Genomic DNA, 26,077 nt, shown 5'->3' with positions numbered 1-26,077 from the left:
TCAAGAATAGTCGTTTACAGCCTCACGATGCGAACTGGCCGCCTTCAAGCAAATGACGACTAATTCCAACTACACGGACAACAAGGAATTCCTGACCATCCCCGGTGCCGTGCACACGGACCTGTACGACGGTGGCGTCAACCATGATCTGATTCCGTTCGCCAAGCTGGACAGCTTCTTCAACCAATACTTGAACTAGCGGCTTCTTTGTCAAAACTAGTCGCCTCTGGCCACGGTAGCGCTGATCAACAGCACCTGGTCCACGTCACTTGCATGAACCAGCACGATCACCACCCTAACCAAACGAAAAAAACGCCCGCCAGATTGCCTCAGCAACCTGACGAGCGTTTTTCGTGCGTCATCCCTGTGGACGCAGCCGTTAATCAGAATTTTTTGATGTCAACTTTTGGACAATATGATTGATCCAATGGAGTAACGGTTGCCGGTTAGACCCGACCAACCCGATGGCCTCGACGAATAGCTCCAGGCCAATCAAGATGGCAATCGTCAACAGGACCGAGCCCCAAATGGTTGACAGCGGGTACAGTAAGGAAATGAACGAGAAGATCAACGCAATCCCGTAGATGACCAAAACCGTTTGCCGGTGCGTCAATCCCAACTGCATCAAGCGGTGATGCAAGTGGTGCTTGTCCGCGTGTGAGATAGGTTGGCGATTTAAGATCCGCCGAATCATGGCGTAGACCGTGTCCGTGATGGGCACCCCTAAGATGATGACTGGGATGATGACGGAAATGAAGGTAACGTTTTTCAGCCCATAAAGGGAGAAACAGGCAATCATAAACCCAATAAATTGGGCCCCAGTATCCCCTAAATAAATCCGGGCCGGGAAAAAGTTATAGGGTAAGAAGCCCACCATGGCAGCGACTAATGCGAAAATCATGATGGCGACCCAGGTATTGGCCACGTTTAAGAAGAATAATCCAGTGATCCCGGTCGTGGTCAGCGCAATGATGGAGACCCCCGTCGCTAAGCCATCCAGGCCGTCGATCAGGTTGATGGCATTGATGATGGCCACGATCCACAGCAGCGTGATAGGCAGCGACAACCAGCCGAAATGCCACATCCCCACGAAGGGCAACGTCAAGTAGCGCATCCGGACGCCAGCCACAAAGTACACTTCTAAGGCGGCCAGCAATTGCCCCAGCACCTTTTGGCGGGGTTTTAATTCAAAGACGTCATCGATCATGCCCTCAGCCACGATGATGCATTCACCACCGAATAGCCCCCACAGCTGTTGCGTCGGCATCTGGTCGCGCAACAAGAACATCGTCGAAAACGTAAACGCAATAAAAATCGCTAGGCCACCCAGCGTCGGCATGGGAACTTTATTGACCCGGCGCTGATTAGGTTTATCCACCGCACCAATTTGAAACGCAAAGCGGCGTACAAACGGGGTTAGGACCGCGGAGATAATCATGGTAGCAAATAAGCTAACAATAATCTCAAATTTCATTAAAGTGTCCTCTTTCTTTCATTCAGCTCTTTTGCTAATTATACAAATCTCTGAAATTAAACACAACCGCGATTTCCACGTCGTAAGCGAAAAACAACCTTTGTGTAATCCGTACTGGCAATTCACAAGCAATCGGTGATCTGACTTGTGAATAAAAAAATAATTCATAAAGTTTGTGTAAGCGTTTCCTTTCTATCCATTCGGGTGATTTCGTGCACAAGTATACAGACAAAAGCCTAAAATTCACAGATTTATCTTGTGCAAATCGGTGAAAAGCCATATAATAGATTTGTGCCATTGAGAAAGGTTTCACATTTCATTTGTGTCCAAGCTATTTATCCTATTTCCTTGTGAAACCTTTCCAGTCGTCCGTCACTTTTGGTTTGTATTTCGAAAGGAGATTTTTCTATTGGCTGCTAATGATAAAGCAACAAAGACAGAAACGGCTAAAGAAGAACAAGCTTCACCCATCTTAATTCAAATGGGGATCTTCGCCGCAATCCTGTTTGTTTCCAGCCTAATTTCCCCGTTGTTCCCAGCAACATTCCCAGTTCCAACGCCAGTTATCGGTTTGGTAATCCTTTACATCCTATTGGCTACCCACATCGTTAAGTTACGCAACGTTGAAAAATTTGGGGACTTCATGATCAGCTTGATCGCGTTCTTGTTCGTGCCTTCAGGTATCCAATTGGCTGCTAGCCTGGACATCTTAAAGGCCCAAGGGGTTCAACTGGTTGTCGTTATCTTAATTGCAACGATTGTCCTGCTGGTTGTTGTGGCTTACACGACTGCCGGATTCATCTGGCTTCGGAAGAACGTCTTCCATCGTGACGTTAACGTCGAAGAATAATTTCGTCGACTGCTACTACTTTCACTAGAAAAGGATGAAAATTTATGATTACATTAACTGGAACCGCCCATATGGCAGTTTGGGGCAAATGGCTCGGTGATGCGTTAGGGACTAACGCCGCTGGTGCTTCTGCCGGTAACGCCTTATTTGGTATTTTTCTATCATTAATTGTTTACTTATTCGGTCAATGGTTATTCAAGATCGGTAAAGGTTTCTTCTTATTCCAACCTCTGTTCGTTGGGATGGTCTTAGGGATCTTCATTCTGTTCCTGTTTGCTAAGGCATTCGGTACAGATACGGCTACTTTCTACAAGTCAGCCTACTTACCTGGTGGTAACATTATCTTCTGGTTCTTAAACCCAGCTACGATTGCCTTCGCTATTCCACTGTACCGTCGGAATGACGTTGTTAAGAAGTTCTGGTTGGAAATTGTACTTTCCCTGATCGTTGGGTTAATCATTTCCTTGTTCGTTATCTACTACGTTTCAAAGCTTATCGGCTTGGACAACGTTGGTATTGCTTCCATGATGCCACAAGCTGCCACGACTGCTATCGCGATGCCAATTGCGACTGCTATCGGTGGTAACTCAGCCGTTACTGCGATGGCCTGCATCCTCAACGCCGTTATCATTTACGCCTTGGGTGACTGGCTCGTTAAGTTCTTCCGTGTGAACAGCGACCCAATCGGTGCCGGTCTTGGTTTAGGTACTGCGGGACACACGGTTGGTTCAGCTAAGGCCTTACAACTTGGTTCTATCCAAGGGTCCATGGCTTCTATCGCCGTTGTTGTTATCTCAATCGTTGTTGATATCGTTGTACCACCATTCGCATCTATGATGGGCTTGATCTAAAACTGATATTAACGAAAACACCGAATCCGTTCTGGGTTCGGTGTTTTTTTGTACAACCAAGTTCATCCGGATCATGAGACCGGTGGGTTACAGCCTCAGAGTAAGTCCTGCCCGCCTACCGTCCGCCAAATATGGGTTGGAACGCGGTGGGCGGACCGAGCCTGAAAGACGGTCTCGGCCTCGCTTTGAGCCGAGAGCCCGCGTCTCAAAGACGCCAGTTCCCTAAGCGCCGTGGACCCGTGCCGCTAAGGGAACTCCCACGGCTGAACCCATATTTGGCGAACTCCCGGCTACAAAAGTGTGTACCCGTACAACTGACTTAACCCTAGGTATCGATTCAATTAACTACCCTTAGCTGATACGACGTTACTAATCAACGACAGCCAAATGAACTCGGGTCTTTACACTCCCGAAATGTTGACGTTTAATTGCCAATCTGAAGGTATTCCAAGCCTGATGATTGATTGCACAGCTGTTCGTGACGTACAACTGACTGAACTGCTTTCCTAACGCTTGGTGTATTCTAAACCAAACGTTTTTTCCTTCCAGACCACTGGGCACTATCCCCAATTAATCCGGCAAGCAGACGCCAAGCAACAATGCCCAGCACCACCCCGTTATTTGCCCGTCTACACGTCACAGCGGCCACTTACCCACGGTCACAGGCAAGTACACCCGTGAGGCATAAACTGGCTGACAGGCGTTGAAATATGACGAATTTTATTGGCTCTGATGCTAACGGCTGATAGTGCTTCACCCGGGAAAATCTCTCTTCAAATTAATCGTAAAAAAGGCGGCTCTCCCCACAGGAAAGTCGCCTCAGTTCAGTTATTTCTTCAAGTGATAGTTATAAGTGGAAACAATAATGTTTTCCCGTGAATTCAAGACGGTCCGTAAGCGCAACGCTGTTTGGTTATGCAAGACGTTTTGCCAAGGGTGCCGAGGAACGAATTGTGGGACCAGGACGGTCGTCGTAAAGTTACGTTCCGCCGCGCGTTTGGCAATCACATCGCAGAATCGCAGCGTTGGCGTGGCGATGGAGCGGTAAGACGAGTGGATATCCACGAACCGGATGTCCGGGAACTCTTCCTTGAATTCCTGTGCCGTCTTGTGTTCCTTCTCCGGATTCTCATCGAAGGACACGTGCATCGCGATGACGTAATCGCCGATTGACCGGGCGTAGTTGATGGCTCCGGACGTCACCCGGGTGATGTTGCTGACCAACACGATGACGGTCGCCCCATCATACTCGTGAATGTCGGCCCGTTCTTTTTCCGCGACCCGCAGTTGCTTGGCAACGTTGTGGTAATGGCCATTGATGCGGTAGAACAGCAGCAAAATCAGCGGCATGATGATCAGGTAAGGCCAGACGTTGGCAAAGTGCAACAGCAGTAAGAAGACCACCAGCACCAGCGAAATCAAGGCCCCTAGTAAGTTGATCAACGATTTGCCGATCCACCAGCCTTCACGCGTCCGGAACCAGTGAATAATCATCCCGGATTGGGACAGCGTAAACGGCACGAACACCCCCACCGCATACAGTGGAATCAGTAAGGTCGTTTGCCCGTGGAAAATGAAGATCAGCACGATGGCGCCGACCGCCAAGGAAATAATCCCGTTGGAGTACCCTAACCGGTCACCCCGGTCCAGGTAAGCGTGCGGGAGGAATTTATCCTTGGCCAGGTTGTAAGCCAAGATGGGAAAGGCCGAAAACCCGGTGTTGGCAGCCACGGCCAAAATCAAAGCCGTTGACAATTGTAATAAGTAGTAGAACACCCCGTGACCAAATACACCGACCCCGATTTGTGACAGGACCGTTTGGTTACTCTGGGGCCGAATCCCCATGTAGTAACTCAGATAGGTAATCCCAGCGAAGAAGATCGCCAGGATACCGGCCATGATAGCCAAGGTCGCGGCCGCGTTGTGACGCTTGGGTTCCTTGAAGTTTGGCACCGCATTACTGATGGCTTCGACCCCAGTCAGTGAGGATGACCCGGACGAGAAGGCCCGGAAGAACAGCAACAGGGTCATGCCTTGAACCGGTGCACCCAACGAAGCGGAGGCGTGATACGTAATGTTTCCGCTCATGATGTTGTACAGGCCCACGCCAATCATCACGATGATCATGACAATGAATAGGTAGACCGGCACCGTCAGAAATGCCGCCGATTCGCGCATCCCCCGTAAGTTTAGCAGCATAATGCCAATGACAATTAAAACTGACACCAACACGGAATACGGATACAGCGCCGGAATCGCCGAGGTAATCGCCTCGGTCCCGGAAGTCGTTGAAACCGCCACGGTCAGCATATAATCAACCAGCAGTGAGCCCCCAGCGACTAACCCGGCCGATTGGCCCCAGTTGGTGCTAGCAACCACATACGCCCCACCCCCGGAAGGATAGGCGTGAATGATTTGCTGGTATGAAAGCGTGATCGCAAATAACAGAACCAAGACCAAAGCCGCAACCCACAATTGATACATCAACGCGGCTGCTGATAAGGTAATCAGGACTGTCGTAATTTGCTCAGTACCATAAGCCACGGAGGATAACGCATCAGATGACAACAAGGCTAACGCTTTAAACTTGGTTAGCGACTGACCGCCCTCGTCCATGGTCTTGAGGGGTTTCCCAATTAAAACCCGCTTTAAATAACGCCACATGACTATTTACTCCTTATCTCCACAAATAATGAAAACGGGACCAGGCCCGTTAAATAATAGCTTGTTTCAGTCAAATCTGAATGTGCAGTAAGTCTACTACAACTAGCTCCACATTACCACAATTCTAGCAGTTCGCAACCGTAGAATTGTTTAGCGAACTTATCCATTATCCGGCAAAGTCTGGCAGAAATAAAGACTTTCTTTTTGCCAAATTTTGTTGCTACCCTGTTGGGTTGAATTTCAGCCGGTCTTTGGTTGTTACGTAGGGGGTACTGGCCGCCTTACCGTTCACTAGAGATGAGTTGGAACGTCATCGTATAGATGCAGACCTAGCCGAGGCGTTTCAGCTAGTGGTGCCTCTTAGCAACTGAAATTTCTGAGACCCTTCCCCTATTTCAGCGACAATGCTTGATTCTAACGCTAAGTCGCCCCACATTCAAGCTAAAGCTGAACTTTCTACCAACTAAAGGGTGAACGGCGAACATCAGCTAAAACGCTTGTTATCCTGCGACTCATGGCGTTAAAAATAGTCGCTTACAGCCGCACACTGCGAACTGGACCGCCTGCCGTTCGCTAAATATGGGGTAGAACGCGGGAATGGGCCGAGGCCAAAGGGCGGTCTCAAAGTGGCCTCATAGCCGAAACGTGCGCCGACAGGCACCTGGTTCCACTTAAGACTGCTAGGCAGTTAACCGCCTGTTGGCACACTCTTTTTTCAGCTGCCAACAAAAAAGAAGCCTGAACCCGCAAGTTCAGACTTCTCGTCAATCATTTTTAATTAAATGCAGCTTACATCATGCCGCCCATACCTGGGTTAGCAGCTGGGGCTGCAGGTGCTGGGTTGTCTTCTGGCTTTTCAGCGACAACAGCTTCAGTCGTCAACAGCAAAGCAGAAACAGAAGCAGCGTTTTGAAGTGCAGAACGAGTAACCTTGGTTGGGTCAGTGATGCCGGCCTTAACCATGTCTTCGTACTTGTCGTCTGCGGCGTTGTAGCCAATACCTGGCTTTTCGCTCTTCAAGTGTTCAACGACAACGGAGCCTTCAACACCAGCGTTTTGTGCGATTTGGCGAACTGGTTCTTCCAAAGCACGCAGCACGATGTTCACACCGGTCTGTTCGTCGCCTTCAGCGTCAACCTTGGCTACGTCACCAATGACGTTGATCAAGGCAGTCCCACCACCAGCAACGAAGCCTTCTTCAACGGCGGCACGGGTCGCGTTCAAGGCATCTTCAATCCGGTATTTACGTTCCTTCAATTCAGTTTCCGTAGCGGCACCGACACGAACGACGGCAACCCCACCGGATAACTTAGCCAAACGTTCCTTCAGCTTGTCGCGGTCAAAGTCAGAAGTCGTTTCTTCAATCTGACCCTTGATTTCAGCAACCCGAGCAGCGATTTGGTCCTTAGCACCAGCACCTTCAACGATGGTGGTGTCATCCTTAGTCACGTTGACCTTTTGGGCTTGACCTAATTGATCAATGGTCGTGTCCTTCAAGTTCAAGCCTAAGTCATCGGTAATCACAGTCCCACCCGTTAAGGTTGCGATATCAGCCAATTGGGCCTTACGACGGTCACCAAAGCCAGGCGCCTTGACAGCAACCACGTTGAAGGTCCCACGCATCTTGTTCAAGACCAAGGTAGGTAAGGCTTCACCGGTGATGTCATCCGCGATGATCAACAGTGAACGGCTTTGTTCAACAACGGATTGCAGCAATGGCAAGATGTCTTGGATGTTGCTGATCTTCTTGTCAGTGATCAAGATGTAAGGGTTATCGAGGTTAGCTTCCATCTTATCGTTGTCGGTAACCATGTATTGAGACATGTACCCACGATCGAATTGCATCCCTTCAACAACGTCTAAGCTGGTATCAACCCCACGAGATTCTTCAATAGTGATGACCCCATCGTTACCAACCTTTTCCATGGCGTCAGCAATTAACTTACCCGTTTCCTTGCTAGCGGATGAAATGGAAGCGATTTGGGCGATATCGTCCTTAGTCTTAACGTCGATAGACATCTTGTGCAGCGCCTTAACAGCGGCGTCAGTTGCCTTTTCGATCCCGCGACGGATACCAACAGGGTTGGCACCGGCCGTCACGTTCTTCATACCTTCGTTAACGATGGCTTGGGTCAATACCGTAGCGGTCGTGGTCCCGTCACCAGCGATGTCGTTGGTTTTAGAAGCAACTTCGGAAACCAACTTGGCACCCATGTTTTCGAAATGGTCATCGAGTTCGATGGCCTTGGCAATCGTGACCCCATCGTTCGTGATGGTTGGGTTGCCGTAGCTTTGTTCCAAGACAACGTTACGACCCTTAGGCCCTAAGGTGGTCTTAACCGTGTCAGCTAACTTGTCAACACCGGCCAGCATTTTGCTGCGTGCATCTTCAGAGAATTTCAGTTCTTTAGCCATTTTCTACATTCACCTCATACTAAATTTTTTAAATAATCTCTCGTATTAGTGGGAAAGAAATTAATCAACGACAGCGACTAAATCCTTTTCGTGTAAAACAAGGTAAGTCTTGTCGTTGTACTTAACTTCCGTACCGGCGTACTTGTCGAACAATACCTTGTCGCCAACCTTAACAGCTGGGGCTACCTTATCGCCATTGTCTAACACACGGCCATCACTTACAGCAACAACGTTAGCCGTTGAAGGCTTTTCCTGCGCATTACTTGCTAAAACAATGCCGCCAACCGTCGTTTCTTCTTCTTGTGGTTGATCTAAAATGACGCGGTCTCCTAATGGTTTTAACACTTGAATCCCTCCAATAAACTTACTTTTTAGCACTGTTAGCACTTGACTAACATAAGTGCTAATCACAATATCTAATATATGGTTTTTCGTTCTAAAAATCAAGGAATTTGGCAAACAATTTGAAGAGTGCTAACGGCCCGGTTCGCCTAGCCCTTGCGGCTCTAAGCGAAATCCTTCATTCTATGATTTTTCTAATATCCGGCTGGACTGGCTGACGGGTTGGTAATCACCTGGCTGAAGGTTGAAACTGAAATTAACGTGCTGATTGTCGTAATGACGGTGTTCCGATATCTAAAATTGGTCAAACCAGGCGCCTGCGTCAGCCAGGGTTCCGCCTGCTATGGGGAACACCTTCAGCCTGAGGAGCGGTCTTCCGGTTCGCTTGAAAGCCTGGCAAGACCACCAGTCTCTCAAGTCGTCCCGCGCTGTAACCTGGCAAATAACGCCAGGTAACACCGCCGACACAGCCGGCTCCGCCCTGGCTGCCTCCGGCAAGGTTGACGGTTATCAGTAACACTGTGTTAATGAAAGACTAGTTGTCAATGTAGCTACTACCTGGGATTAAAGCAACTGTTACTAGCACGCACTACCGTAGCCGAGAGTGCGCCAACAGGCAACTGTCGTCACACTCTTTTTAAACGGCAAGCGGCCAGTGATTCCTTGCTCACCAATCCGTTTAGCCCGTTGTTTATAGCTGAACTTTCACAAGTCTGATTTGTGAAGGACATTTAGCGGTCCTCGAACTGACTTTTCTGGTGGCGTTTTCACAAAGCGTAAACAAAAAGTCGTAATCCCCCAAAAGATTACGACCCCGTTCTATTCTTTGCTGTTGTAGTGTTCCAAGAAGTAAATCAACGTTTGTAATTCGTTGGTCAAGTCCACGTTTTGGACCCGGACGTCCTTGGGTACCGTGACCCGCAATGGCGTGAAGTTCAAAATTCCCTTCACCCCACCGGCGACGGCATCATCCGTGACGGATTGGGCGACGTCGGACGGCACCGTTAAGATAGCGACCTGAATCTGTTGTTCTTCCAGCTGTGTCCGCAATTCCGTCATCGGATAAATTGGCACACCGCTTTGAATCGTGTTGGCAATGTCGGCGTTCACGTCAAAAGCGGCGCTGATCCGGACGTTGCCATCCTGGTGGAAGTTAAAGTTCAACAGGGCATGACCCAAATTTCCGACCCCGATTAAGGCCACGTTGGTCAGCCGATCTTGGTTCAGAATCTTCTTGAAGAATTTAATTAAACTTTCAACATCGTAGCCGTACCCCCGCTTACCCAGGGCACCGAAGTACGAAAAGTCTCGGCGAATGGTGGCAGAGTCAACTTTGACCGCCTCAGATAATTCAGTCGAGGAAACACGCGTCTTGTCCGCGTCCAACAGGATATTCAAGTAGCGGTAGTAAATGGGGAGCCGCTTAGCTGTGGCGCGGGGAATCTTTTGTTCTGTCAAAAACGAGACCTCCTAATCAATCTTGCTGGTCACTGCCAGTCTGGCAATAACCATTTCTCTAAATGACAATCTGATTGTGAAATTTACTTTCTTACAAATTATAGCATAACCGCCCGCCTTGTGAAAGAAATTGCAATACTTTTTCACAATTCTTTAGGAATTTCGGTCTAATTGCAGAATATGCTAAAATAGACCTACTGAGGTTTTGACTGAAAGGCACCCAAACTGCCGCGTAAACCAAAGATTTTCAAGATATCTCAATTACCCTAAAAATAATGAATACCCCATCAAGGAGGTCATACCGTGATTCTTTTGCAAGTCCAACAGGTTACCCGGCGTTTCGGGGCGACCGTCTTATTTGAAAATGTAACCATGGACGTCCCCGAGCATGGCCGCGTGGCGCTAGTTGGCCGCAACGGTGCTGGGAAGTCCACCCTACTGAAAATGATTGCCGGCGAAACCACCCCGGACGTCGGTCAGATTACGACCAAACGGGGGCTGACCATGGGCTACCAAGCCCAAAACGCCGGACTGGCCTCGTCCAAGACCGTCTGGAACGAAATGCTCGACGTCTTCGCTGAGGTCCGCGCCACCGAAAAACGCATCCACGAACTGGAACAGCAGATGAGTGATCCCGCCGTGATTGCGGATACCGAACAGTTCCAACAGATCAGTGCGACCTACGATCAGCTCCAACAAGACTTTAGCGACCACAACGGCTACGGCTACCAGGCCGAAATTCGTGGCGTGCTCCACGGTTTTGAATTTGGCGAAGAATACTACGACAAGCCCATCAACGAACTTTCCGGTGGGCAACGCACCCAACTGGCCTTGGCCAAACTGTTGCTGGAAAAGCCCGACCTGTTGATTCTCGATGAACCAACCAACCACTTGGACGTCGAAACGCTCACCTGGTTGGAAGGCTATTTACAGGGCTATTCTGGCGCCATTCTAGTCGTTTCCCATGACCGCTACTTCCTGGACCACGTAGTCAATGACGTTTACGACATGGCTCACGGCGGATTGGATCACTACCCCGGCAACTATTCGCACTACATCGATGCCAAGGCCGAACGGCTCAAGCGGGAATGGAAGGAATACGACAAGCAACAGACCGAGATCAGCAAGCTGGAAGACTTCGTGAACAAAAACATCGTCCGGGCTTCAACCACCAAACGGGCCCAGGCCCGACGGAAGCAGCTAGAAAAGATGGACCGCATCGCCAAACCTGAAGGCGATGAAAAGGTCGCCCGCTTCACCTTTAAGCCTCACCGGCAAAGCGGTAACGTCGTGCTCGACGTGGTCAACGGCGCGGTCGGGTATGACGACCAGGTCCTCTGCGCACCCGTCAATTTGGACATCAAGAAACACCAGGCCGTGGCCATTGTTGGCCCCAACGGGATTGGGAAGTCCACCCTGTTGAAAACGATTCTCGGCCGGATCCCCGCCATTCAGGGCCAAATCATCTTTGGGACCGGCGTCGACACGGGGTACTACGACCAGGACCAAGCCACACTGCACGAGAAAAAGACCGTGCTTCACGAATTGTGGGACGACCACCCCACGACGCCTGAGGGCGATATTCGCTCGATTCTCGGTAGCTTCCTGTTTACCGGAGCCGACGTGGACAAGACCGTCCATAGCCTCAGTGGGGGCGAACGGGCCCGATTACTGTTAACCAAGCTGGCCTTGCGCCATGACAATTTCTTAATGCTAGACGAACCCACGAACCACTTGGACATCGATAGTCGTGAGGTTCTGGAAAACGCGTTGAATGAATTTGACGGCACGATCCTGTTCGTTTCCCATGACCGATACTTCATCAACCAAGTGGCCACCCAAGTCGTTGAGCTGGCCCCGACCGGAACGACCCGCTACCTCGGCAATTACGATTATTATGTCGAAAAGAAAGCCGAACAGGACGCCTACGCGGCTAAGGAAGCCGCCGAAGCCGAGGCCGCCCACCCGACCGTGGATACGCCCAAGCAAACGCAGGTCGACTATCAGCAACAAAAGGAACAGGCCAAGGCCAAGCGGAAGCTGAGTCGCCAGGTCGACGCCCTAGAAACCAAGCTGGGCGAGCTGGAAACGCAGAAGACCACAGTCGAGACCGCCATGAGTTCCCCCGAGAACTTCAACGACGCCGACAAACTGGCCGACCTCCAAGAACAACTGACGGCCGTCACCACCGAGTTGGACACGACTGAAGAGGAATGGACCGAAAAGAGTCTGGCACTGGAAGACTTTGATTAAACAAGCGTGCAGTTAAGCATCACGAAACCAAAATTAAATCCCCCTGAGTTAACGGCTAGATTGCCGACTCAGGGGGATTTTGTGTTTAAAACTGACGGTTGAAAGTAAACTTAACGCGCTGATTGCCGTAATGACGGTGTTCTGACACCTAAAATTGGTGAAACCAGGCACCTGCGTCAGCCAGGGTTCCACCTGCTATGGGGAACGCCTCCAGCCTGAGGGGCGGTCTTCCGGCTCGCTTGAAAGCCTGGCAAAACCCGCCAGTCTCTCAAGTCGTCCCGCGCTGTAACCTGGCAAACAACGCCAGGTAACACCGCCGACACAGCTGGCTCCACCCTGGCTGCCTCCGGCAAAGTAGCGATTGTCAGTAACACTGTGTTAATGAAAGACGAGTTGTCAATACAGCTACTATCTGGGGTTAAGACGGCTGTTATTGGCACGCACTCCCGTAGCCGAGAGTGCGCCAAATATGGGTTCAGCCGCTTAACAAGAGTGCGACGACAGGCGATTAACTGGCGAGCATTAACGGTGCTAGGCAGTTAATCCTGGTCCTGAATTATTTGCCTAGCAGTGTTAAGCGGAACCAGTTGCCTGTTGGCGCACGTTTCGGCCATGAAGCCACTTTGAGACGTGTTCTTCGGCTCAAAGCGAGGCGTCGAGACCGTTCTTTGGCTCGACCCGTCCGCCCCAGCGTTCCAACCCATATTTGGCGAACGGTAGGCGGCCAGCTCCTGCTGTGGAACGCTCAACAACTAATCCTACTTTCACCCTTCAGCTCAGGATTTAAACTAGCTTAAAGTGCCGTGTACCCGCCGTCAACGTTGATCGTGGCTCCGGTGACAAAGGAGGCCTCGTCGCTGGCCACAAACGCGATGACGTTGGCGATTTCTTCTGGCTGGGCTAACCGGCCAATCGGCATCTTGCTGACCATCGGCCCGGTCACTTCTGGCGGAAGCGTTTTCAAAAGCGGCGTTGCAACATAGCCGGGAGCAATCGCGTTAAAGCGAATGCCCTGGGCCGCGTAGGTCACGGCTTGGGATTTGGTATAGTTGGCCACGCCGGCCTTGGCTGCGGAATAGGCTTGGGACTTGGCCGCACCGACCACGCCCAGAATCGAGCTCATGTTGATGACGCTTCCACTACCCTGCTTGACCATCTGGGCGACGGCAACCTTGTTGGTCAGCATGACCCCGGTCAAATCAATGGCGATGACTTTGTTCCAATTGGCCACGTCGATATCCGCGACGCCGGCCTTCTTTTCGGTTACGCCGGCATTGGCAACTAAAATGTCCAAATGCCCGTATTGACTGACCACTTGGTCCACCATGCCTTGCAGCGACTGTTCATCGGTCACGTCGGTTTCAATGAAGGCCACGCTAGCATCGTTTGGTGCACTGACGTCGGCCGAAATGGCAACGGCCCCTTCAGCCACCATTTTTTGAATCGCGGCCAGGCCAATGCCAGAGGAACCACCCGTGACGACTGCAACTTTATTTTCTAGTCTACCCATACTGCTCACTCCTTTTTGGTCAGTATACAGCAAAAGACCGGCGGCAAATAAGTCACTGCCGACCGGTCTTGATATACTGGTTTATTTAACTGGAACCGATTGTTCATGGGGTGAAAATGCTAATGCGTTCAGACAGTTAGTCATGAAATGTCGTCATCTGATCAATTGGTAATCGCGTAGACGTAATCCGGTTAACCGCTGCCTGCGCATCACGATACCCGAATCCAATCCCCATGATGAGCTTCTCGTCATTTTCCAGCTGAATATTGTGCCGAACTTCCTCTGGAAAACTGACAAATTGATAGGCGGGCATGGAATCGATCCCGGCATCCTTAGCCGCTAACATCAGTGCCAGACCAAATGCCCCCAAGTCGTATAGGGACCACTCTGAGTAGCCTTCAGGTAATGTCAGGTAAACGATAGCCTGGGCATTGTAGAGTTTACCCGCAGCATCCCCCATAATCTTCTGCCAATCGGGGCCAACTGACTGGGCAATCCCGTCGGACCACGCCTGCATATTGGCCTGCGCTTGCGCGGACCAAGCCGACCGCGCCATTACGGGGAGATCGGCATGACCCTGTTCGCCGACATCCCCCAGGTGTTGGTGCTCCTGGCGAATACTTTGCAGCGTCTCACCCGTGACCACGTGGACCCGGTAAGGCTGTGAGTTTACCCAAGATGGGACCTCCTCTGCCGCAGAAATAATCTTCTCCAGCGTGGCCTTGGGAATTTGTTGATCCGTAAACCACCGTGTTGCGTGACGTTCATTTAAAGCTTGATAGACATCCATTCAACTAATCTCCTAACATCCAGTTTTAGGTTTACTGTACCACTGTGACTCTGGTTTCTGCTGGCCTGAACCCTTATGATCTGGCCGTGTCCGGATCGAATTGGAATCCGCCACTGTACGGGGCTTCGTCGATGGCTTGCATCTCCGCCGACGTCAACGCAAAATCGAAATCATCCAAGTTCGCCTGCATATGCGCATCACTGGTCGATTTGGTCAAAGGGATAATGTTCTTTTGAATCAGCCACCGCAAAATCACTTGTGAGGGTTGCTTGCCATATTTTTGGGCGATCTCGTTAACCGTCGCGTCTTGTAAGACGTTGCTGTCTGGTCCACCGAAGGGACTCCAGGCTTCGACCTGAATGTCTTGGGACTGGGCATACTCAGCCGCTGCCGTCTGGGCAAAGCCAGGGTGATATTCAATTTGATTCAGCATAGGCTTAATCTCACTATCCTCGACCAGTGCCTTCAGATGATGCGCCAAAAAGTTAGAAACGCCAATGGCTTTGATCTTACCAGCACGATACAGCTCTTCCAAGGCACGCCAAGTATCAGCGTTTAGTTCGCGCCAATCGTCATGCCATTTGGCATTAGCCGGCCAGTGAATGAGGTAAATATCCACATAGTCCAACCCTAACTTGTCCAACGACGCATTGAATGCTTGTAACGTCTGTTGATAGCCCCGATGACTGTGCCAGGCTTTCGTACTAACCAAAATATCTTCCCGTTGGAGGTTGTTTTCGGCCATTGCCTCACGAATCCCCTGACCCACACTCACTTCATTGCCGTAGATTTCAGCCGTATCGATCAGCCGATACCCATTTTTAATCGCCTGTTTAACTGCCGTCACGGTCTCTTGGCCGTCCGGAATAATCGTACCGAAGCCGACTACTGGGACCTTGTATCCATTGTTTAATGTATAAGTTGAAGTCATATCCATAATAATTCGCTCCTATTCTACTGAAAATTGCTTTGACATGTCTAACATGGCTTGAAAGCCTTTGGCATCTTCCGGCATGTTGAACCCGTTGCCCGTATTCAATGTCGCGATTTTAGCCATTTCATCGTCGCGTAACTCGAAATCAAAGATAGCCAGATTTTCCTTCAGCCGGTTAACGTGGACGCTCTTGGGAATGGCAACGATGTCGCGTTGCATCAACCAGCGAAGAATCACTTGGGCCGTCGATTTACCGTGAGCTTGCGCAATTTCCTTTAATTCTGGCAGCTCAAATACCTGATGATTCCCCGAAGAGAACGGTGCCCAGGCTTCCATTTGAACATCATAATCGATCATGGCTTGTTGGTCCGCCTCACGTTGGTTAAAGACGTTGGCTTCAATCATGTTCACGGCCGGCTTAACGTCCGTGAAATTAATGAGATCAACCAATTTTTGTTGGGTGAAATTGTCGACCCCAATGGCCCGAACCTTGCCGGCACGATAGGCTTCACTCAGGTAGCGCCAAGCACCATAATAATCACTTACCGGTTGATGGATTAAATACAAATCTAAGTAATCCAATCCCAAATTCGTCAAAGACCGTTCGAGACCTCGTTGGGCCCCCTCATAAGAGTTGTCGGTCAGCCACAGCTTTGATGTCACGAAGAGTTCCGACCGGTCAACCCCACTACGCTTGATGGCACGCCCAACCGCTTGTTCATTACCATACGCGGCAGCCGTATCAATCAATCGGTAGCCCAACTTGATGGCTTGATAAACCGCCTCTTCGGCTTCGGCCAAATCCGTTACCCGAAAGACGCCCAAGCCTAACTTAGGCATTTTGATTCCATTATTTAAAGTAGTAAATTCCATTTTAATAATCTCCTTTAGTGATTTTCGGTCAGTTGAAATCTTAAATAGTCAATCCCAGCAATCTGTCGCTCGTAGTGGTGAATCGCGGCTAACCGTTCTTGCCGATGCTGCGTTAGCATCGCAATTAACTCGGCAGGCGGGCCCTGTTTCCGCAGATTAAGCGCCAAAAAATCTTCAATGTCATGTGATGAAAATCCAATTTGTTGCAGCCGAAGCATCAACCGCAACGCTTCAATATCAGTCGGCGTATAGGCCGGTGCTAACTGACCTGCAAACTGCTTCACTCGCCAGGATTCATAATCCGACAAAAGTTGACTGGGAAAATGATACTTGGCCTGAACATCATCTCGGTTCACTAATCTCACCGCCTTCTCCTGAACAGCTAATTGCTCAAAATTCTCTCGCTTAGCAAACTCATCAGTGGTGATGCCCTTGCTAATCGATGACTGTAGTGTATCGCGATTTTTCAGATATGTTAAATGCTTATTTTGTTCATTTAGAAATACATATTTTAAATATCTAAAAAGGGGCCACCCAAGAAATTGCATCATTCTTGGATGGTCCCCTTTTTGAGCTGGGCTCTGAGTTCAGCAGCACTTACACGCCTGTCCCACTCCCCAGTAACCCTTAGTTTTCTTCTTGGCGGATAAACTCAATAAATGCTTTTGTCGCCGCCGAATGTGGCTGCTGACCTCGCCAGGCTAATACTGAATCTAATCTTAGCGCCGGCTCTAATGGCACAAAAGTTAAGTGGTCGAAGGTCTGATTGAGCTTTAAACAAATCACGACCCCGTGGTTTTGTTGCGCCAGCATCGCCGCACTATAAAGCAGATTGTAACGGGCCTTATTCTGCATCTTGACTGCGTAATCTCCCGACCAGCTGACGAGTTCATTTTGAACCACCCGATCGGCAATCGTAATAACGCGAGTACCAACCAGATCGCCCGGGCGAATGGCATCATAGCTCGCAAATTTTGAGTCCTGATGCGCTAAGATTCCCCACTCCTCCTGGCTCTCCAGACGAACAAAGTCATATTTACCAATCTCAACCGGTTCGATGAGTAACCCCAAGTCTAAAACGCCCTGCTCAATCCAACCTTTAATGTCGTCATTATTACCGCTTCTCAAGTTAAATTTGACTTGGGGATGCTGCTCTTGAAACGCATCAATTAATTTCGCGACTTCCGCCATACTATGAAGTTCACTACAGCCAATGGCAATCGTCCCCGCAAGTTCTTGCTTTTCTTGTAGCTCGTCTCGCGCCCGTTCTAAAATATTCACCATATCCTGGGCCCGCCGACGAAAGAGCAAGCCCTCTCGCGTTAGATAAATACTATGATTACTCCGGCGAAACAAGTCGACTTGCAGCTCAGCCTCCAACCCCTTTAACTGTCGCGACAAGGTCGGTTGGGTCATATGAAGTAAGGCCGCCGCCCGCGTCACATTTTCTTCACGCGCCGTAATTAAAAAGTAATTGAGCACCCGAATATCCATTTATCTTCACGTCCTTCATGGGTTATTTAGCCATATTTTAGCATAGATATACAAAATACGAATAACTAATCTAAGAAATTAAGCATTTTCAACTTAATGGTTTTTCGTTTAAACTAATGGCAATGCTTAACCACTACCCATGAACTTGGAGGAATCAAATCATGATCAAACACATTTTTATCGCCACGATTAAACCCGGTGTGTCAGCTGCCCGCGTCGAACAAGCCATTCAAGATATGCGCGCCATGAAAGACACGGTCCCAGAAATTCAATCCCTGACGGTTGGCCGCTCGTTGGGCTGGGCAGGTAGTGCCGACACCGTCAGCATGGTAATCGACGTCGCCGACCAGGCTAGTTTCGAGCGCTTGCTTGCCAGTGATGCGCACCAAAAGGTCAGTGCGGCCGCTGGTGAGGTTTTTAGAACCGACAATTTCGTCTTATCACAAATCAGTTATTAAATCGTTAATCTATCAACGCCGTATCGTTCAATCGGCTACACCACCTTGAATATCCTGGAACAGCAAACTCGCCAGCGCATCACGTTGGTGGGTGACCCCTAAAATGGCCAAAAAAAGATGGCTTCATCTCAACTCGGGATGAAACCATCTTTTTATTTTATTTAACCGGATCCGCCACCCAATCAAACTCTAAACTCGGGTCTGCGTTCAACGTCGCATCCGCAAAGACGCCGTGTTGGTAAGCCACGTAAGCAAAGGCGCCAATCATGGCGGCATTATCGCCACACAAATTCAATGGTGCCTTGACTAGATGGGTAACGGGGTTGCTGGCCAGGTCGTGTTCCAAACGTTCGCGCAGGCCACGGTTGGCGGCGACCCCACCGGCCAAGATCAACTGCTTGACTGGGTAGTCGGCCAATGCGCGCTGCGTCTTTTCGGCCAATACGTCGACCACGGCCTGTTGGAAACTGGCAGCGAGGTCCTGTTTATTCAACGTCTCGCCAATTTGGTCCGCATGGTGGGTCGTGTTGATGAAGGCGCTCTTCAACCCGCTAAAGCTAAAGTCAAAGTTATCATCTTTCTCCATGGCCCGCGGGAAATTGAACGTGTCGTGGCCTTGGTGGGCCCATTCGTCGACAGTCTTGCCGGCAGGATAGTTGACCCCCATGACCCGGCCGACCTTGTCGTAGGCCTCCCCAGCGGCATCGTCGCGGGTCTCGCCAATAATTTCAAATTCATTTTCGGCTGGCATGTACACCAGTTCCGTGTGCCCCCCGGACACCAGCAAAGCCATTGCCGGAAATTCAATGGGTTCCACGTAACGGGCCGCGTAAATGTGCCCCGCCATGTGGTTCACGGGAATCAGCGGCAGGTTGTGGGCAAAGGCCACCGTCTTAGCGGCCGTGACCCCAATCAACAATGCGCCGACCAGCCCCGGACCATAGGTGACCGCCACGGCATCCAAGTCGTCGTAGGTCACCTGCGCCTCATCCAAGGCATCCTTGATGCACAACGTCACTTCTTCGATATGGTGCCGACTGGCCACTTCGGGCACAACGCCGCCAAACCGCTGGTGACTCTTGATTTGGGTCGCGACAATGTTGGACAAGATCTTATGCCCGTCCTCAATGACCGCGACACTCGTCTCGTCACAACTTGACTCAAACGCTAAAATTAAATTTCGCTTTTCCGTTGGACTCACTCCCTTTAAAATTCTTGATCCTTGTTTTTGTTTTTCTCAATGATAATGTCCGTATTTGTCGCCTACCGTTGCGCGAAATTCCAGGCTGGAACGCTGGGGAAGGACGGGCCGAGCCAAAGACCGGTCTCGTCCCTTGCTTTGAGCCGAAAAACACGTCTCAAAGTCACCAATTTGTCAGCCAAAATCGCTGCCAAATTCCCCGGCTGAGCCTGGCTTTCGCTCCACTCTCGGCTGAGATTGGTGGTCTGCAAAACAACACGTTTACCCCAATCTAGTATTTTCTTGTGACGCTCCCCCGCTTAACTTTCTGCATGCTTACTTACACAGCACAATTCGTATTGACGGACAGTTGGCCGACAACGTGCCTGGTTGCCAATCGTCACCGCGGTCACGGGCTGACGGGCGATGCTGCTGAACCAGCACAACCGTGGCCGTGAGCGGCGCACCAGCTGCGTTCAGCCGTGGGACTCTCCTTAGTGGCGGGGTCGCTTAGGAGAATGGCGTCTTTGAGACGCGGACTTCGGCTCAAAGCGAGTGCCGAGACCGTCTTTCAGGCTCGGCGCGTCCGCCCACAGCGTACCGACGCATCTGGTATGCCGCAGTAGGCGGACAGTTACCAGATTCATAGCAGGCAGAACCCCTGGCAGCCGCAGGCACTGGTTAGCGCCATTTAGCTGTCAGGTCACGAAAAAAACGAGCGGCGAAGCGCCTACTCGTCATCCGCAGCCGAATCTTCAGCCAAATACAGCGTCATGTCCGCAGCGTCTTCATGGTCACCGAAGTAGTACCCCCGCTTGATCCCCGTTTGTTCAAAGTCCAAGTCGCGGTAGAGCTTCTGGGCATTTTGATTGGAGACCCGCACCTCTAGACTAACTGACTTGTAATTCAACTTCCGGGCTTTTTTGATCATGGTTTCCAGCAGGAAGCGGCCCAGGCCACGGTTTTGGTACTCCGGAACGACCGCGATGTTGGTGATGTGCGCGTCGCGGGTCCGTTCGTCAAACGTACTGCCGATAAAGGCCAGGAGCTTGTCTTCCTTGCGAATAACCAGGTACAGCCGGTCCTTTTCGCGGCGCAATTCATTGGCAAAGGCCGTCGAATCCCACGGGGCCTTGCCGGCATAGACCGCCCGCTCGATCTCGATCATTTCCGGGATGTCGGTGAACAGGGCCTTGGCTACAAAGTACGTGACCTCCCGGATATCGACCCGGTGGTTTTTCACGTCCATCGCCTCTTCACGCACCAGTTCACGGCGGCTGCCAAAGATATTTTTATACCAGATTTTAAATTTTTTCAACATATGATTCGGTATCCTTCTTGTTTGGGTTCTTAGCCTGCCATTCGGCCTCGGCTTGGGTCAGACGTAAATAATTGGGGACGAACCGGTCCACGTCGGCCACGGGGTCCAACTGCTGGCCCAGCAGCCCAATCGTCGCCACTTGGGGCAGGTTCAACCAGGGGCTGATGCGCGGCGTGGCGGCTGAAACGGTGGTGTTGATCAGGTCCGCAAAGTGATTGGCATCCCCCAAGAACCAGACCGGTTCAGCGTATTCCGTGACTGCCTTTAAGAAATCGGTGATGTTGGTGTGCGCGTCCGCAATCACGGGCGTGGGCACGCCACCGGAGATGCGGTACAACCCGGCGAACACGTTTTGGTTACGGGCATCAAATAGCGGTGCCACTAAGGCCCCCTCGACCGGGACGTTGGCCGCTAACGCTTCGAGACTGGAAACGGCGACCAGGTCGATGTCTAAGGTCGCCGCCAAGGTCTTGGCCGTGGTGACGGCGATCCGAATGCCAGTGTATGAGCCAGGACCCGCCGCGACCACGACCCGGTCCAAATCGGTGGGCTTCAGGTCGGCCATCGCCAATAGGCGCTCAATCTCGGGCAAGAGGTATTCCGCGTGCTTTTGGTGAACGGTGACCGTGATGGCCGCCAGGACCGTGTCGTCGTCCAAGACGGCCACGCTTAAGGGGCGATTCGATGTATCAATTGCTAAAATCTTCATATTTGCTTGCGTTCCCTTTCATTTTAGGTCGCCAGGTCGGACTCATCGTGTTGGTGGTCCCGGTCGTGGTAGCCGTTTACTGTCTTTATCAGTTTAATATACTACCACAAAAGGCCACTGGCGACACCTTACCTGCTTAATCTGTTGAAAACTACGTCCGGGCCTGCCACTGAATGGTCGCCTTGGCCGCCACCACGTCATCACGTTGGACCAGGTGTTGCGAGGTCAACGGGTCGGTGGCTTGTTCGTAGCTACTGGTGACCGGTTCGCCGTAGGTCACTTCATTTTCAAACCGGATGCGCACGTCGGCGGGCTGATGGTCCCGCAAGAAGTCCGCAGGCAACACGTCGAGCATCCAGTCGAAGTAGTGGGCGTTGTTCACGTGACCGTTGCCGTCGATATCAAAGTAACGGACCGTGTATGGCTTGGTCGGCAGGTCGGCCGTCTCCGTCAGGCGGTCCGGCCGTGGCAGCCGCGGTAGCCGTACGGACTGCGTGGATTGGTAAGGCGCCATGACCTCGGCAGGAATCGTCGCAATTTTTCGGGTGGCGTAGCTCATGGTGACCCAAATGCCCTCGCCATAAGCCAATTGCTTACCCGCTTCATCGAGCAACCAGTACTCGCGATAGGCGAAGTATTTGTTGTAAGACGTGGCCCGGGTCTTCAGTTGGACCTGATCGCCGGTCTTCGGCAGCGTGCTGATCTGCAGGTGGTACTGGGTCACGACCCAGCCAACGCCATGAGATTGGACAAATTCAGTGGTCAACCCCAACGCCGCATTTTGGTCCTCGGAGACCAAAACGAACAGGTTGATCAGCATGGCGAGCGTTAAATGGCCGGTGTCGTCCGCTTCGTAGTAGACGACCCGGTGTGGTTCGGAAAATTCATTAGCAGCCACCTGGGTCACTCCTTGTCTAAATGATGATAAGTATTATAAATTGCTTGTTTCTTGACGCCGCGCAAATTGGCGACTTCCTTGATGGCCGCGTTGGGTTTCTCCCCCGCCGCAATCAAGCGGTCGACCTGTACTTCAACGGGTTCGCTGAGGTCAACGGCCGTGGTCGCCGTCGTGGTCGGAGCGGGATTACCACCGACTAAGACCACGAATTCGCCGCGGACGGTATCGGTGGCGGCCCAGTCGGCCAGCTCCGCTAACGTGCCGCGCAAGAATTCTTCGTAGCGTTTCGTCAGTTCCCGACACAAAACGGCGGGCCGGTCATCGCCGAACCCCGTGGCCAGGTTTTGCAGCGTCTTCTTTAAACGGTGCGGGGCCTCGTAAAAGATCAAGGTCTCCGGCCGTTGGGCCAAGCCCTCAATTTCGGCACGCTGGTCCTTAGGTTTCCGGTCCAAGAAGCCGTAGAAATAAAACGGCTGCGGCGCCAATCCCGACGCAATCAACGCCGTCAATCCGGCATTGGCCCCAGGGAGCGGTGCCACCGGAATGTGGGCCGCGATGCAGGCGTTGACCAATTCGTGACCGGGATCCGAAATGGACGGCATCCCCGCGTCACTGACCTGGGCAATGTCTAGTCCCTGTTGGAGTTTGGCCACCAACTGGGGAATCCGTTCCTGAGTGTTGTGTTCATGAAAGCTGATCTGCTTGGTGGTAATATCAAAATGATTTAATAATTTCTGCGTGTTACGCGTATCCTCGGCAGCAATCAAATCCACGGCCTGAAGGGTCTTCACCGCCCGAAAAGTCATGTCATCCAAATTGCCGATGGGCGTGGGAACCAGGTATAGGTGCCCCTGCGCCTCGGTTTTAAAACTGCGTGTTCGTTCCATTAAGTTGCCTCCTACTGATCGCGATAAATAACTTCCAGGCAAAAGGCACACTCTTCGTCTTGCTTGCGGCGGGTGCCGTAAAATTCCCGACACACGTGAAAGCCTTCCTCGTAAAGTTTTTCCAGAATCTGCCGGGACTTCGAGAGGCCTTGGGGGGTCTCCGGGTCTTCCGGCAACGTCTTTTGTAATTCCCGGACCAACTCGCGCAGATGTTGATTCTCGATTTCCAATTCAGCGTTTTGTTCGAACACCTGCGTCATCTGCGTTTGCAGGTCGGAAAATTGGGCCAACATCTGTTGTAGCTGCCCCTCAAGACTCTTGAACTGATCGTAAACTTCTTCCTTATCCAAAGTTGCCACCCCTCCCATGCGAACTAGTCTTAGCGCATCTGCGCCAGAATCTGTAACGTTAAGGCTTCTAAGATTGCTTGAAAATTCAGGTTTCCCGCCAATTGCCCGCGGGTCGCCAAGGTTTCGGTCATGATCGTCACCAACCGGTCAATCGATAACTGGTGGGCGACGCGTTGACTGACTGATGCCACTTGCGGGTAAGCCAAGTCGGTCGGGTCGATAGCATTGGCCTGTTGACGCAAGGCGTCGTGCCAGACCTGAACGACCATGTCCAAGACCACGCCTTGGCGGTCCCGATTGCTGCCCAACGGCACCAGTTCCGTTTGAACCCGGACAAAGGCCCGTTCGTCGCGGTCACAGCAGGCCGTAAACCATTGGCCGACCGCCGTTTGCGCGTTGGCTAGCCAGTCGTCGGCCACTAATTCCTGCGCGGCACTGACACTCTCTGTCAACGTCGTCAATAAGTAGCGTTGGCTGGGCACGATGCCCGCTTTGGCCAACGCCGTAGTTAGAGCTTGCGGCGCCACCTTAATGAAGTCAACGATCTGGGTCCGCGACAAGATGGTCGGCAAGATGAGATTCTTGTTGGCCGTCAGTAACAGCGCCACCGTGTTGCCCACGGGCTCCTCGATGAATTTCAACAGACTGTTGGCCGCACCGGTCGTCATCCGGTCGACCTGGTCTACGATAAAAATCTTCTGGTTGCCTTCGACCGCACTCTTGGTGAACTCCGCCTTGAGGTAGCGGACCTGGTCGACCTTGATCCGTTGGCCATCGGGAACGACGCTGACCACGTCGGGATGGTCGCCCGCCATGATACGCCGGCATTCCGGACACTGCCCACAGGGCAAGCCATCGTCGGTCACGTTTTGGCAAAATAAGCGCATGGCGACGGTCCGCGCGACTTCCTGCCGCCCGGTCCCATCCGCGCCATTAAACAGGTACGCGTGCGCCAAGTGGTTCGATTGAATTAACTGCATAAAGTGGCTCACGAGTTGCGGCTGCAGCCGTTGGGCCGTGGCCACCACGGATTCTTCGCTCATCTTGACCCCCTAAAACTGATGAAACTGCTCCACGGGCATCACGAACACCGTGGCGCCGCCGACTTGCACCTCGACCGGGTAAGCCGACGTGCTGTCCAATTGGGCATCCAAATTAACGGGCGGCGTCATGAACTGCTGCCGGGTGTGGCTAGCTTCCTTGATCATGTTCAAGACCTCGTCGACCCGTTCGTCTTCGAGACCAATCATAAACGTGGTGTTCCCGGACTTTAAAAAGCCCCCGGTCGTCGACAAGCGGGTTGCGCGAATATCGTGGTCGATAAATTGATTACTCAAGCGATTCGCGTCTTTATCCTGAACAATGGCGATTAATAATTTCATACTGGGTTTCCTCCCTTTATGCCGGTGTTAAAAGTAAGCGGGTGCGGTCTGTTTGATCAACGCCAACGACTGCGCGACCACGGTGGCCGGGTCCTGGGTGGCGTCGATTAATTTGATGCGGTCGGGGTGTGCGGCCTGGAGTTTCAAATAAGCCGCCCGCACCCGGTCGTGAAAGGCCGTCTGTTCAACATCCAGCCGATCGACTTTGGTGGGGTCACGGTGCGCTTGAATCCGCCGCAAGCCGACCTCAGCCGGCACGTCAAAATAAATCGTCAGTTCCGGCAACAGCCCGTCCGTCGCAAATTCATTCATTTTAGCGACCGCTGCTTCCCCGATTTCTCGGCCAGCACCTTGGTAGGCCACCGAGCTGTCGACATAGCGGTCACACAGGACCAATTTGTCCGCCGCTAAAGCGGGAAGAATCGTCTGGGCCAAGTGCTGCCGGCGCGCTGCCGCGTACAGGAGCGCTTCCGTACGGTAATCCATCGCCGTATTGGCGCGGTCCAAAATGATCGACCGGATACTCTCAGAAATCGGATTGCCGCCAGGTTCTCTGGTGATCGTCAACCGGTCGCCTAAAGCGGGCGCAATCTCCGCGGTAATGGCCTGCAACGCGCTGGTTTTCCCGGCGCCGTCGGGTCCTTCAAAACTAATAAACGTTCCTGACAACATACTCGACCCCATTTTTGTTTGATACTAAAGATTGAAAGCAAAATTAACGTACTGCTTCCCGGAAAGACAGTATTCTATCCGCTAAAGTTAGCGAAACCAGGAGCCTACGTCACCACCAGTCAGGTGCCAAATGGGTTGCCATCAAAGGTTAACCCCATTATTACTGACCATCAATCTTGTAGCCAAGAGTTCGTCAAATATGGGTTCAGCTGTGGGTTACCTGCTCAAAGCGAGGCCGAGACCGTTTCTCAGACTCGGTTCGGTCCAGTCCGCTCACCGCGTTCCAACTCGTATTTGGTGAACGGTAGGCGG

Annotated in this window: 25 protein-coding genes; 5 read left to right on the top strand and 20 right to left on the bottom strand. The window is 51.6% G+C overall.

Features of this window, described 5'->3' with window-relative positions:
* The first annotated feature begins 52 nt into the window (after positions 1-52).
* Positions 53-199: a hypothetical protein gene (locus LKH74_RS09320; protein WP_287708376.1), complete on the top strand. Its 147-nt coding sequence runs from the start codon at positions 53-55 to the stop codon at positions 197-199.
* A gap of 180 nt (positions 200-379) precedes the next feature.
* Here LKH74_RS09320 and LKH74_RS09315 read toward each other — a convergent pair whose 3' ends face one another.
* Positions 380-1,474: a glycosyltransferase family 4 protein gene (locus tag LKH74_RS09315; RefSeq protein WP_135367472.1), complete on the bottom strand. Its 1,095-nt coding sequence runs from the start codon at positions 1,472-1,474 to the stop codon at positions 380-382.
* Positions 1,475-1,883: 409 nt separating this feature from the next.
* On the opposite strand from LKH74_RS09315, the gene LKH74_RS09310 reads away from it, so the two are divergent.
* The gene (locus LKH74_RS09310; RefSeq protein WP_179951125.1) at positions 1,884-2,324 is read left to right on the top strand and encodes a CidA/LrgA family protein; all 441 of its coding nucleotides are present in this window, start codon (positions 1,884-1,886) and stop codon (positions 2,322-2,324) included.
* 44 nt (positions 2,325-2,368) lie between these two features.
* Positions 2,369-3,175: an antiholin-like protein LrgB gene (lrgB, locus tag LKH74_RS09305; protein ID WP_287708377.1), complete on the top strand. Its 807-nt coding sequence runs from the start codon at positions 2,369-2,371 to the stop codon at positions 3,173-3,175.
* A gap of 828 nt (positions 3,176-4,003) precedes the next feature.
* Here the strand turns inward: lrgB and LKH74_RS09300 are convergent.
* From LKH74_RS09300 to LKH74_RS09285, 4 genes are all read right to left on the bottom strand, one after another.
* Complete coding sequence (locus LKH74_RS09300) at positions 4,004-5,839, bottom strand: APC family permease (protein ID WP_135367474.1); 1,836 nt, start codon at positions 5,837-5,839, stop codon at positions 4,004-4,006.
* Positions 5,840-6,628: 789 nt separating this feature from the next.
* The gene (gene groL / locus LKH74_RS09295) at positions 6,629-8,254 is read right to left on the bottom strand and encodes a chaperonin GroEL (protein WP_135367475.1); all 1,626 of its coding nucleotides are present in this window, start codon (positions 8,252-8,254) and stop codon (positions 6,629-6,631) included.
* Between the two features lie 60 nt (positions 8,255-8,314).
* Positions 8,315-8,599 (bottom strand): co-chaperone GroES, encoded by a 285-nt coding sequence (groES, locus tag LKH74_RS09290; protein WP_135367476.1) that lies wholly within the window; start codon positions 8,597-8,599, stop codon positions 8,315-8,317.
* A gap of 816 nt (positions 8,600-9,415) precedes the next feature.
* A complete protein-coding gene (locus LKH74_RS09285) occupies positions 9,416-10,054 on the bottom strand; it encodes a redox-sensing transcriptional repressor Rex (protein WP_125575649.1) in 639 nt (212 codons plus the stop codon).
* 303 nt (positions 10,055-10,357) lie between these two features.
* Here LKH74_RS09285 and LKH74_RS09280 point away from each other — a divergent pair, with 303 nt between their 5' ends.
* The gene (locus LKH74_RS09280) at positions 10,358-12,307 is read left to right on the top strand and encodes an ABC-F family ATP-binding cassette domain-containing protein (RefSeq protein WP_287708378.1); all 1,950 of its coding nucleotides are present in this window, start codon (positions 10,358-10,360) and stop codon (positions 12,305-12,307) included.
* A gap of 793 nt (positions 12,308-13,100) precedes the next feature.
* On the opposite strand, the gene LKH74_RS09275 is transcribed toward LKH74_RS09280, so the two are convergent.
* The 6 genes from LKH74_RS09275 to LKH74_RS09250 all read right to left on the bottom strand — a co-directional run bounded on the left by LKH74_RS09275 (position 13,101) and on the right by LKH74_RS09250 (position 17,908).
* Entirely contained in the window at positions 13,101-13,817 is a 717-nt protein-coding gene (locus tag LKH74_RS09275) for an SDR family NAD(P)-dependent oxidoreductase (RefSeq protein WP_287708379.1), read from the bottom strand.
* A gap of 136 nt (positions 13,818-13,953) precedes the next feature.
* The gene (locus tag LKH74_RS09270) at positions 13,954-14,607 is read right to left on the bottom strand and encodes a nitroreductase (protein WP_135367479.1); all 654 of its coding nucleotides are present in this window, start codon (positions 14,605-14,607) and stop codon (positions 13,954-13,956) included.
* 73 nt (positions 14,608-14,680) lie between these two features.
* Positions 14,681-15,544: an aldo/keto reductase gene (locus tag LKH74_RS09265; RefSeq protein ID WP_287708380.1), complete on the bottom strand. Its 864-nt coding sequence runs from the start codon at positions 15,542-15,544 to the stop codon at positions 14,681-14,683.
* Between the two features lie 12 nt (positions 15,545-15,556).
* Positions 15,557-16,414: an aldo/keto reductase gene (locus tag LKH74_RS09260; RefSeq protein ID WP_135367480.1), complete on the bottom strand. Its 858-nt coding sequence runs from the start codon at positions 16,412-16,414 to the stop codon at positions 15,557-15,559.
* A 14-nt stretch (positions 16,415-16,428) separates the two neighbouring features.
* A complete protein-coding gene (locus tag LKH74_RS09255) occupies positions 16,429-16,965 on the bottom strand; it encodes a MerR family DNA-binding protein (protein WP_287708382.1) in 537 nt (178 codons plus the stop codon).
* 76 nt (positions 16,966-17,041) lie between these two features.
* A complete protein-coding gene (locus LKH74_RS09250; protein ID WP_287708383.1) occupies positions 17,042-17,908 on the bottom strand; it encodes a LysR family transcriptional regulator in 867 nt (288 codons plus the stop codon).
* A 161-nt stretch (positions 17,909-18,069) separates the two neighbouring features.
* On the opposite strand from LKH74_RS09250, the gene LKH74_RS09245 reads away from it, so the two are divergent.
* Entirely contained in the window at positions 18,070-18,366 is a 297-nt protein-coding gene (locus tag LKH74_RS09245) for a Dabb family protein (protein ID WP_135367483.1), read from the top strand.
* A gap of 157 nt (positions 18,367-18,523) precedes the next feature.
* Here the strand turns inward: LKH74_RS09245 and tsaD are convergent, their stop codons facing one another.
* From tsaD to tmk, 9 genes are all read right to left on the bottom strand, one after another.
* Positions 18,524-19,567, bottom strand: a complete 1,044-nt coding sequence (tsaD, locus tag LKH74_RS09240) for a tRNA (adenosine(37)-N6)-threonylcarbamoyltransferase complex transferase subunit TsaD (protein WP_287708384.1) — start codon at positions 19,565-19,567, stop codon at positions 18,524-18,526.
* A 709-nt stretch (positions 19,568-20,276) separates the two neighbouring features.
* Positions 20,277-20,867: a ribosomal protein S18-alanine N-acetyltransferase gene (rimI, locus tag LKH74_RS09235; RefSeq protein WP_135367485.1), complete on the bottom strand. Its 591-nt coding sequence runs from the start codon at positions 20,865-20,867 to the stop codon at positions 20,277-20,279.
* Positions 20,851-21,576, bottom strand: a complete 726-nt coding sequence (tsaB, locus tag LKH74_RS09230) for a tRNA (adenosine(37)-N6)-threonylcarbamoyltransferase complex dimerization subunit type 1 TsaB (RefSeq protein ID WP_287708385.1) — start codon at positions 21,574-21,576, stop codon at positions 20,851-20,853. Before tsaB ends, rimI begins: the two co-directional genes overlap by 17 nt.
* Before the next feature lie 151 nt (positions 21,577-21,727).
* Positions 21,728-22,474 (bottom strand): acyl-[acyl-carrier-protein] thioesterase, encoded by a 747-nt coding sequence (locus tag LKH74_RS09225; protein WP_287708386.1) that lies wholly within the window; start codon positions 22,472-22,474, stop codon positions 21,728-21,730.
* A gap of 5 nt (positions 22,475-22,479) precedes the next feature.
* Positions 22,480-23,361 (bottom strand): 16S rRNA (cytidine(1402)-2'-O)-methyltransferase, encoded by an 882-nt coding sequence (gene rsmI, locus LKH74_RS09220; protein ID WP_287708387.1) that lies wholly within the window; start codon positions 23,359-23,361, stop codon positions 22,480-22,482.
* An 11-nt stretch (positions 23,362-23,372) separates the two neighbouring features.
* The gene (locus LKH74_RS09215; RefSeq protein ID WP_167850134.1) at positions 23,373-23,711 is read right to left on the bottom strand and encodes a DNA replication initiation control protein YabA; all 339 of its coding nucleotides are present in this window, start codon (positions 23,709-23,711) and stop codon (positions 23,373-23,375) included.
* A gap of 29 nt (positions 23,712-23,740) precedes the next feature.
* Positions 23,741-24,754, bottom strand: a complete 1,014-nt coding sequence (gene holB / locus LKH74_RS09210) for a DNA polymerase III subunit delta' (RefSeq protein WP_287708388.1) — start codon at positions 24,752-24,754, stop codon at positions 23,741-23,743.
* Positions 24,755-24,763: 9 nt separating this feature from the next.
* On the bottom strand, positions 24,764-25,093 hold the full coding sequence (locus LKH74_RS09205; RefSeq protein WP_135367491.1) for a cyclic-di-AMP receptor: 330 nt from the start codon (positions 25,091-25,093) through the stop codon (positions 24,764-24,766).
* A gap of 27 nt (positions 25,094-25,120) precedes the next feature.
* Entirely contained in the window at positions 25,121-25,765 is a 645-nt protein-coding gene (gene tmk, locus LKH74_RS09200; RefSeq protein WP_287708389.1) for a dTMP kinase, read from the bottom strand.
* Positions 25,766-26,077: the final 312 nt, after the last annotated feature.

The sequence above is a fragment of the Levilactobacillus sp. genome, assembly GCF_022646225.1.
GTDB classification, from domain to species: domain Bacteria; phylum Bacillota; class Bacilli; order Lactobacillales; family Lactobacillaceae; genus Levilactobacillus; species Levilactobacillus suantsaiihabitans.
Note: the sequence above shows the minus strand (reverse complement) of the source record. Positions and strands in the feature narration are given on the sequence as shown.